General features: G+C 26.8%; 10 protein-coding genes. 3 read left to right on the forward strand and 7 right to left on the reverse strand.

The window, feature by feature from the left end; translation table 11 throughout:
• Positions 1–60: 60 nt before the first annotated feature.
• Positions 61–618 carry a hypothetical protein gene (locus CVV26_01445; protein PKL72473.1) on the reverse strand — a complete coding sequence of 186 codons (558 nt, stop codon included), beginning with the start codon at positions 616–618 and terminating at the stop codon, positions 61–63.
• A 78-nt stretch (positions 619–696) separates the two neighbouring features.
• Here CVV26_01445 and CVV26_01450 point away from each other — a divergent pair, with 78 nt between their 5' ends.
• A complete protein-coding gene (locus CVV26_01450) occupies positions 697–948 on the forward strand; it encodes a hypothetical protein (protein ID PKL72474.1) in 252 nt (83 codons plus the stop codon).
• Positions 949–967: 19 nt separating this feature from the next.
• On the opposite strand, the gene CVV26_01455 is transcribed toward CVV26_01450, so the two are convergent.
• The 6 genes from CVV26_01455 to CVV26_01480 form a co-directional block, all read right to left on the reverse strand.
• Positions 968–1189 (reverse strand): hypothetical protein, encoded by a 222-nt coding sequence (locus CVV26_01455; GenBank protein ID PKL72475.1) that lies wholly within the window; start codon positions 1187–1189, stop codon positions 968–970.
• A 6-nt stretch (positions 1190–1195) separates the two neighbouring features.
• The gene (atpC, locus tag CVV26_01460) at positions 1196–1621 is read right to left on the reverse strand and encodes an ATP synthase F1 subunit epsilon (GenBank protein PKL72476.1); all 426 of its coding nucleotides are present in this window, start codon (positions 1619–1621) and stop codon (positions 1196–1198) included.
• Between the two features lie 87 nt (positions 1622–1708).
• A complete protein-coding gene (atpD, locus tag CVV26_01465; protein ID PKL72477.1) occupies positions 1709–3109 on the reverse strand; it encodes a F0F1 ATP synthase subunit beta in 1401 nt (466 codons plus the stop codon).
• Between the two features lie 193 nt (positions 3110–3302).
• Positions 3303–5156: a hypothetical protein gene (locus CVV26_01470; protein ID PKL72478.1), complete on the reverse strand. Its 1854-nt coding sequence runs from the start codon at positions 5154–5156 to the stop codon at positions 3303–3305.
• A 40-nt stretch (positions 5157–5196) separates the two neighbouring features.
• Positions 5197–5646 carry a hypothetical protein gene (locus CVV26_01475; GenBank protein PKL72479.1) on the reverse strand — a complete coding sequence of 150 codons (450 nt, stop codon included), beginning with the start codon at positions 5644–5646 and terminating at the stop codon, positions 5197–5199.
• 136 nt (positions 5647–5782) lie between these two features.
• A complete protein-coding gene (locus CVV26_01480; GenBank protein PKL72480.1) occupies positions 5783–6673 on the reverse strand; it encodes a zinc metalloprotease HtpX in 891 nt (296 codons plus the stop codon).
• A 92-nt stretch (positions 6674–6765) separates the two neighbouring features.
• Here CVV26_01480 and CVV26_01485 point away from each other — a divergent pair, with 92 nt between their 5' ends.
• Both CVV26_01485 and ftsE read left to right on the forward strand, forming a co-directional pair.
• Positions 6766–7467, forward strand: a complete 702-nt coding sequence (locus tag CVV26_01485; GenBank protein PKL72481.1) for a hypothetical protein — start codon at positions 6766–6768, stop codon at positions 7465–7467.
• A gap of 11 nt (positions 7468–7478) precedes the next feature.
• Positions 7479–8159 (forward strand): cell division ATP-binding protein FtsE, encoded by a 681-nt coding sequence (gene ftsE, locus CVV26_01490; GenBank protein ID PKL72482.1) that lies wholly within the window; start codon positions 7479–7481, stop codon positions 8157–8159.
• Positions 8160–8267: the final 108 nt, after the last annotated feature.

Consider the following 8267-nt stretch of genomic DNA (forward strand, 5'->3'; position numbering starts at 1 on the left):
AAAATGTTGTTTTATAATATTTATAAAACAACATTTTTTAAAAATAAAAATTAACTTTTATTAAAATTTTAAAACCACATTTTCTTTTTCTTCTTTATTTTCGATTTCAAAGAAATTTTCAGTTTTAAAATTAAATATTGAAGCAATTATATTATTCGGAAAGATTTGAATTTTAGTATTAAAATCTCTCACATTGCCATTATAGAATCGGCGAGCGGCTTGAATTTTATTTTCTGTGTCAGAAAGTTCGTCTTGAAGTTTAGCGAAATTTTCACTGGCTCGAAGAGTAGGATAATTTTCTGCTACGGCAAATAAACTTTTTAAGGTATTACTTAACATATTTTCTGCTTCAGCTTTTTCGGTTATTCCTTGCGCTCCCATTGCCATGGTTCTTGCTTGGGTAACTTTTTCAAAAAGTTCTTTTTCATGAGTTGCATAACCTTTAACGGTTTCTACTAAATTAGGAATAAGATTATAGCGACGTTTTAATTGAATATCAATATCGCTCCACGCTTCTTTGACTCGATTTCGAAAAATAATTAAAGAATTATATGCCCAAATTATCCAAAGAATAATAACGACAATAATTCCTAAAACAATCCATGATATATTTTTCATATTTTTTCCTTGTTCGCAAATGTATAAGTTTGATTTATTTGCGAATAAATTAAATTTAAATTAAGTTTAAAACTTTTTATGAATAATAAAAAAAATGATAAAGAAAATTTTTTAACAACATTATCTTTGGCTTGGGAATTAGGATATTTAATTGCCTTGCCATTAATATTTTTTGCTTTGGTCGGACATTTTTTGGATAAATATTTTTTTACTTCGCCATGGTTGTTTCTTTTTGGAATTTTATTAGCCATTATAATTTCAGTGTATATTGTTTATAAAAAAACCATAAAGGTGATAAAATCAATAGAAAAAATAGAAATAAAAAAATAAAATTATTTTATTTTTTTATTTAAAAAAGTATTTCAATTATTTTATTTTTTGAAACAAAACCAGAAAAAATTTTTATTGAAGATTGAGAAACATTGAAATATTTAGCTAAAAGTTTAATAATTGCTTTATTTGCTTTTCCTTTTTCTATTAGCTTTGTTGTTGAAACAATAAAATTATTTTCATCAACTTTTTTTACTTCATTTTTTTTTGCCATTGGCTTTGCTTTAACAAAAATTTTCATAAAAAATTAAAATCTTTTCTTTTTTGTTTGGTGTTTTTTGGCTATTTTAAGTCGCATTAAGGATTGGGCTAAAATTGCTTTTACATCCGCGATTTCCACATCTTCTCTTTTTTCTTCTAAAAGTTTTTCTGCTTTTTTTCTCGCTTCTTCAGCGCGAATTTCATCAATTTCTTCAGCTCTTTCTGCTGTGTCAGCTAAAATAATAATTTTGTTTTCTTTTTGGACTTCTAAAAATCCACCAGAAATCATTATGGAAAATTCATCAGATCCTTTTTTTAATTTTAATTCTCCAGCTGGCACTATAATGCTAATTAATGGAATATGATTAGGTAAAACAGTAATTTCCCCATCTTTTGTGGGGATTATAGCTGAGTCGATTTTATCTTTAAAAATTGTTTTAGAAGGAGTTGTAATTTCAAAATCAATTAACATAAAACAAAAATCAAAATGTAAAATTAAAAAAACATTAAAATTATAAAATAAGTAACAAGTAAAAAGAATTAAATTTTATTTTTCATATTACTTGTTACTTTTATTAACTTCCTTAATGCTTCCCTTCATATAAAATTCTTGTTCCGAAATTGAATCATATTTTCCTTTAAGAATTTCTTTAAAACTTTGAATTGTTTCTTTGATTGGCACATATTTTCCTGGAGTTCCTGTAAAAACTTCGGCAACAAAAAATGGTTGAGATAAAAATTTTTGAATTTTACGAGCTCGAGCAACTGTAATTTTATCTTCATCTGATAATTCTTCCATACCAAGAATGGCGATAATATCTTGAAGATCTTTATAACGTTGTAAAATTTTTTGTACTCCTCTAGCAACTTCATAATGTTCTTGTCCAACAATTTGAGGATCTAAGGCAATTGAATTTGAATCCAATGGATCAACAGCTGGATAAATTCCTAATTCTGTTAAACCACGTGAAAGAACGACAGTTGAATCTAAATGAGCAAAAGCTGTTGCTGGCGCTGGATCGGTTAGATCGTCAGCTGGAACATAAATTGCTTGAACAGAAGTGATTGATCCTTTTTTTGTTGAAGTAATTCGTTCTTGTAATTCTCCCATTTCAGTTGCCAAAGTTGGTTGGTATCCTACAGCAGAGGGGATACGACCAAGCAAAGCAGAAACTTCAGATCCCGCTTGAGTAAATCTAAAAATGTTGTCAATAAAAAGCAAAACATCTTTATTTTCTTCATCTCTAAAATATTCTGCCATTGATAAAGCGGATAAAGCAATTCGCGCGCGAGCTCCTGGCGGTTCATTCATTTGTCCAAAAACTAAGGTTGTTTTATTTAAAACTCCTGATTCTTTCATTTCGTGATATAAATCATTTCCTTCGCGAGTTCGTTCGCCAACACCAGCAAAAATGGAATAACCGCCATGTTCTTGAGCAATATTTCTAATCAGCTCCATAACAATAACTGTTTTTCCTACACCAGCTCCGCCAAATAAACCAACTTTTCCACCTTTTATAATAGGACAAATTAAATCAATAACTTTAATGCCTGTTTCTAAAATTTCTGTTTTGGTTGATTGTTCAGTAAATTTTGGTGCTTTACGATGAATAGGATATTTTGATTTTATATTTTGAATTTCAGTTGAATCTAATCCATCAATTGGTTCACCTAATAAATTAAACATTCTACCTAATGTTTTTTCTCCTACTGGGACCATAATTTGTTCCATAGAATCCATTACTTCCATTCCTCGTGTCAAACCATCTGTTGAAGACATGGCTAATGTTCGAACTTGATTTGAACCCAAGTGTTGTTGTACTTCTAAAATTAATTTTTGATCAACTCCTAATAATTGATAATTAATAATAAGAGCATTATAAATTTGAGGAAGTTTTCCTTCTTCAAATTCTACGTCCACTACTGGACCAATTATTTGGCTAATTTTTCCTTTATTCATAAGGTTTTATTTTACCAAATCTTGACAAAAAGGTAAAAAAATGCTAAGTTAATTTAAATTAATGCTGTTTTAAAATCTGTAGGCAAGAAAGCATAAAGCTTAATCAAGGGATTAAATTGGTTAATTCTCCTTTTCCTTTTCAATCCTTTGATTTTTTTCTTTTGTCTACAGATTTTAGATCGGCATTTTTTTATTATTCAACAGTTTTTCCTACTAAACAAACAGCGCCCCAGGGTTTGTAGTGACTTTTAAAGGTTTTACTTTTTTTTTCGCCATTAGGATAAATAACAGTTTGTGTAAATTCTGCATCAGCGCCTTTGTGCGCAATTTCAATACATTTTTTATTTCCAGGTTTTAAATCTTCTGTTTCAATAATTTTAATTTTTGGCGAAGCAACAATATTATAAATTTTAGGTTTTGTTGTTTCAACTTTTCGTCCATCTTTAATTCCCCAAAATTCAAAAATTAAATTATCGCCTTCTATTTTAGCTTGAATCAAAATGTAATTTACAGAATCATTTTTGAATTTTAAATCTGGATGAGGATTATAAATAGCTGCATCTGTACCAGCTGGTTCATAATATTGAACGCGATAAGAATGCGGGCGTCTTTCTAAAATTGGAAGTCCGGCATTTAAAGCAGCTCTGAATAATGTTGTTCCTATTTGGCACAATCCTCCTCCATATTCTTTGGTTGTTTTGTTGCCTTTAATAACCAATTCTTGTAAATAGCCAGTTTTTCCATTTATTGCTCCTAAAGTTTTAACAGTTGAAAATTCTTCCCCGGGTTTAATTAATAAACCATTTAATGTTATTATTGCTGTTTTAATATTTTGTCGTCGATTTTTTGGACTTCCTTTAAAGTTAGATTTTCCTATGCCAATTATTTCTTTGATGCCTAAATTATTAGCATTTTCTGTAGTAATTTCAGGTTCTACTTCATCAACAATTAGTTCAATTGCTTTATTTTTTCTAAAAGCAATTTCTTTATTTATTTTTTGATAACTTTCTTTTTTATTTAATTTTCTCCCTTTTTTACTTATTTGAAATTCAGAAATTTTTTCTTTGTCAGTTATTTGTTTGTCTATTAGTTCGGGCGGATTAATTTTAAATTTAGCATTTTGCGCTTCTTGATTTATTTCTGTTTCAATTATTTTTAATTTTTTTTCTATTTTTTCTTGATTAAATCCAATAATAATTTCTTCTTGATATTCTTCTAAATCTTTAAATTGATTGGGTTGAAATTCTAGCCATTCTTTACCTTCGTCTTTATTTATTTCCCATTTTTTATTTTCATAATTTAAAGTAATGGGGAATAAATTAATAATTTCTTGAGCAATAGGAATAAGTGTTTCAATTTGCTTTTTGTTTATTTTAGGATTTTCGATGATTAAAGTCAAGTCAATTGGTTGAATATCTAAAGATTTTAAATTTTGTTCCAATTCTTCCATTGCTTTTTGATAATCAAAAATATAGCCTTCCTCCTCTTTAATAGTTGCTATTTGATAATTTTTATTAATTTCGAAGTCAGCATTTTTAGGAGATTTTTCTAATGATTGAAAATTATCTTTTAAAATTTTAATTAATTCTTCTTTTTTTAAATCATATTTTATTTTTACTTGATAACCATAAAAAAAAGCATTTATTTGTTCTTTGATAAAATTTTTTTGATGATTTCTGCCTATTTGAAAAGCTTGTTTAATTGTATTTTCTGAATCAATCTCTAAAAGATTATATGATAAATCTGGATCAGTTAAACCTATTGTGAAGGTATCAATTTTAACAGTTTTATCTTTCCAAATAAAAACAAATCCTTTTTGATTAATTTGTTCTACTTTTTCTTTTAAAAGAATTGTTGCTTGTTCTTGAGTTTTTCCAGATAAATTTAAATTTCCTATTTTTATTCCTGGATAAATTTTTTGATTATAATATCCTTCAAAAATTCCTATAGAAATAAGTAAAAAAAAAATTACCCCTCCGAATATCCAAACAAAAGGGCTAATTTTTTTTTGTTTTTTTTTAAGAAAATTTATTTTCATAAAGAACATGACTTGTTGAAGACAGTCTTCAACAAGTCAATCTTTTATTCTATTTTGCTTGGACTTTTATATTAATAGATTTTGATTTTGTTGCTTTTGGTAAATTAATAATTAAAACGCCATTTTCTAATTCAGCTGAAATTTCTTCAGTTTTTACTTCAACTGGCAAAATAATGGAACGAGAAAAACTACCCCAATAACATTCTTGATAAAAAAAATTATCCTTATTAACGGTTTGTTCTTGATGTCGAGAACCACGAATAGTAATCATATCATTGTTAATAGAAATATCTATATCTTCGGGTTTAACACCAGCAATAGGCGATTTTATTATAATATTATCTTTGTCTTGATAAACGTCGACTGAAAGTTGTCCATCTTCTTCCAACCATTCTTCTTCTTGTGAAGATTTAACTGGTTGATTATCTTCTTTTGTTTCTTCTGTTTCGTCATTGTCATTATCGCCATTCTGTTGATTTGTTTGAAAAAGAAATTTCATAATTCTTTCTCCTTTTTTAATCTGCGAAAAATTTTTGCAGATTAATTAAAAAATAAAAATTTAATTAAAAAATTGAAATTTTTTATCTTGTTATTATTTGAATAATATATTAAAAAATATTTTTTAGCAATTATTTTTAAATCATTTTTCGTAAAGATTTGATGCGATCTTCAATTGGAGGGTGGGTAGAAAAAAGATTGCTTAAAAAGTTTTTCTTTTCTAAAAATGGATTTGTAAAATAAAGATGAGCGGTTGCGTGATTAGCTTTTTGTAAAGGTTGTTTGTAAAAAGAAATTTTTTCTAAAGCTGAAGCCAATCCTTCTGGATAACGAGTCAAAAGGGCGCCTGAAGCATCAGCTAAAAATTCTCTTTTTCTAGAAACAGCCAATTTTATTAATTCAGCAATAATAGGAGATAGAATAGCTAAAATTATTCCAATAACAACTAAAATTAAACCAAGTTGATCATTTTTATCATTTCGGTTTCCTTTGCCAAACCAAAAAAAATGATGCAAAAGCCAATCTGATAAAAGCATAATAATTCCAACCAAAACAATGGTAATTGTCATTAATAAAATATCATAATTTCGAATATGAGATAATTCATGAGCAATCACGCCTTCCAATTCTTCATTTTCTAACATTTCAACAATTCCTGTGGTTAAAGCAATTGAAGCATGTTTAGGATTTCTACCACAAGCAAAAGCATTTGGTGCTGAATCTGGGATAAGATAAATTTTAGGTAAAGGTAATCCAGCAGTGATGCATAAATTTTCTATCATTTGATAAACATAAGGATTATCTTTTTGTTCTATAGGTTTTGCGCCAGCCGTCCATAAGGCAACTTTATCCCCTTGAAAATAACTAAAAAGAGACATTGCAATAGAAAAAATAATAGCAATAATTAAGCCATTATAGCCATAATTTGTTATTTTTCCAAATACAAAACCCAAAGCAAGAATGATTATTATAAATAAAGTCATTATTAAAATAGATTTTTGTTTATTAGAAGTAATTTGATCGTACATAAAAAATGTAAATTAAAAAAATAAAGTTAATTCAATTTTAATAAATTTTTAAAATTTGTCCATATAATAAATATTTAGTATAATAAGTCCATATGAAATTTAAATCAAAAATTGCCATTATTAGTTTTACATCTTTTAATGGATGCCAAAAAGAAATACTAACTTTAGGAAAGAAATTTTTAAATAATTTAAATATAGAAATTAAAAAATTTCCTTTGATTAAAAAAGAAAAAGATGTTAAAAAATATGATATTATTTTTATTAAAGGTAGTCCAGCAACTAAAGAAGAGTTAAAAGAATTAAAAAGCATTAGAAAAAAAACAAAATTTTTAGTTGCCTTGGGCGCTTGCGCGTGTTTACACGGTGTTTCTAAAATAACAATAAAAAATATTTGTCAATTTGTGAAAAGAAATGATAAATTAGAAATTAAACCATTAAGAGATTGTATTAAAATAGATTTTGAATTACCAGGTTGCCCTGTTAATAAAAATGAATTTTATTGGGTTGTTTGTCAGCTCTTATCTGATAAAATTCCAAAAATTTCTCAAACACCCGTTTGTTATGAGTGTCAATTAAAAGAAAATGAATGTTTACTTCAAAAAGGTTTAATTTGTTTGGGTCCTTTAATTTTAGGTGGATGTGAGGCAGTTTGTTTAAAATTTAATTTATTATGCGATGGTTGTCGTGGTTTATTAAAAGATCCAAAAATAGAAAATTATATTGGAGTTCTTGAAAAATATGGAATTAATAAAAAAGAATTTGAAAAAAGTTTAGAAAAATTTAATTTAAAATAAAATGATATTTTATGATAGTTTTAAAAAATGTTACAAAAGCATATTCTCAAAATTTAACGGCTTTAAAAAATATTAATTTACAAATAAAGCCGGGAGAGTTTGTTTCTATAATTGGACAAAGTGGTGCTGGAAAAACAACTTTGGTTAAACTTTTAATTGCCGAAGAAAAAGCCGATGAAGGGGAAATAATTATAGGCGGGTGGGATATTACAAATATTTCTGATCAAGAAATTCCAACTTTGAGAAGACAAATTGGAGTTGTTTTTCAAAATTTTGAACTATTGCCCAAAAAAACTGTTTTTGAAAATGTTGCTTTTGCCTTGGAAGTAATTGGAACTTCTTATCAAAAAATAAAAAAAATTGTTCCTCAAGTTTTAAAAATTGTTGGATTAGAAGAAAAAGCAAATTATTTTCCTGAATATCTTTCTGGAGGAGAAAAACAACGAGTTGTAATAGCTAGAAGTCTTTCTCATTGCCCTAAACTTTTAATTGCTGATGAACCAACAGGTAACTTAGATTCTATTAATGCTCAAGAAATTATTAATTTACTTTTAAAAATTAATAATTTTAAAACAACAGTGGTTTTGGTGACGCATAATAGAGAAATAGTAAATGTTTTAAAAAAAAGAGTAATAACTTTAGATCGTGGTATAATTATTAGTGATCAAGATAAAGGAAGATATGTAATATAAGTTAAAAGTTAAATAGTACTATATAGTACTCATAGTATATAATGGTTAAATATATTTATCAAAATATATTGCATTAATTTTTTAACTATTAAACTCTATGAGTAAAAA

It is taken from the genome of Candidatus Kuenenbacteria bacterium HGW-Kuenenbacteria-1, assembly GCA_002839745.1.
Taxonomy (GTDB): Bacteria; Patescibacteriota; Patescibacteriia; order UBA2591; family PGYQ01; genus PGYQ01.

What these genes read in the sequence shown, in the direction of transcription:
- CVV26_01445 (PKL72473.1), bottom strand. Translation starts at nt 618, where the DNA reads ATGAAAAATATATCATGGATTGTTTTAGGAATTATTGTCGTTATTATT.
- CVV26_01450 (PKL72474.1), top strand. Translation starts at nt 697, where the DNA reads ATGAATAATAAAAAAAATGATAAAGAAAATTTTTTAACAACATTATCT.
- CVV26_01455 (PKL72475.1), bottom strand. Translation starts at nt 1,189, where the DNA reads ATGAAAATTTTTGTTAAAGCAAAGCCAATGGCAAAAAAAAATGAAGTA.
- atpC (PKL72476.1), bottom strand. Translation starts at nt 1,621, where the DNA reads ATGTTAATTGATTTTGAAATTACAACTCCTTCTAAAACAATTTTTAAA.
- atpD (PKL72477.1), bottom strand. Translation starts at nt 3,109, where the DNA reads ATGAATAAAGGAAAAATTAGCCAAATAATTGGTCCAGTAGTGGACGTA.
- CVV26_01470 (PKL72478.1), bottom strand. Translation starts at nt 5,156, where the DNA reads ATGTTCTTTATGAAAATAAATTTTCTTAAAAAAAAACAAAAAAAAATT.
- CVV26_01475 (PKL72479.1), bottom strand. Translation starts at nt 5,646, where the DNA reads ATGAAATTTCTTTTTCAAACAAATCAACAGAATGGCGATAATGACAAT.
- CVV26_01480 (PKL72480.1), bottom strand. Translation starts at nt 6,673, where the DNA reads ATGTACGATCAAATTACTTCTAATAAACAAAAATCTATTTTAATAATG.
- CVV26_01485 (PKL72481.1), top strand. Translation starts at nt 6,766, where the DNA reads ATGAAATTTAAATCAAAAATTGCCATTATTAGTTTTACATCTTTTAAT.
- ftsE (PKL72482.1), top strand. Translation starts at nt 7,479, where the DNA reads ATGATAGTTTTAAAAAATGTTACAAAAGCATATTCTCAAAATTTAACG.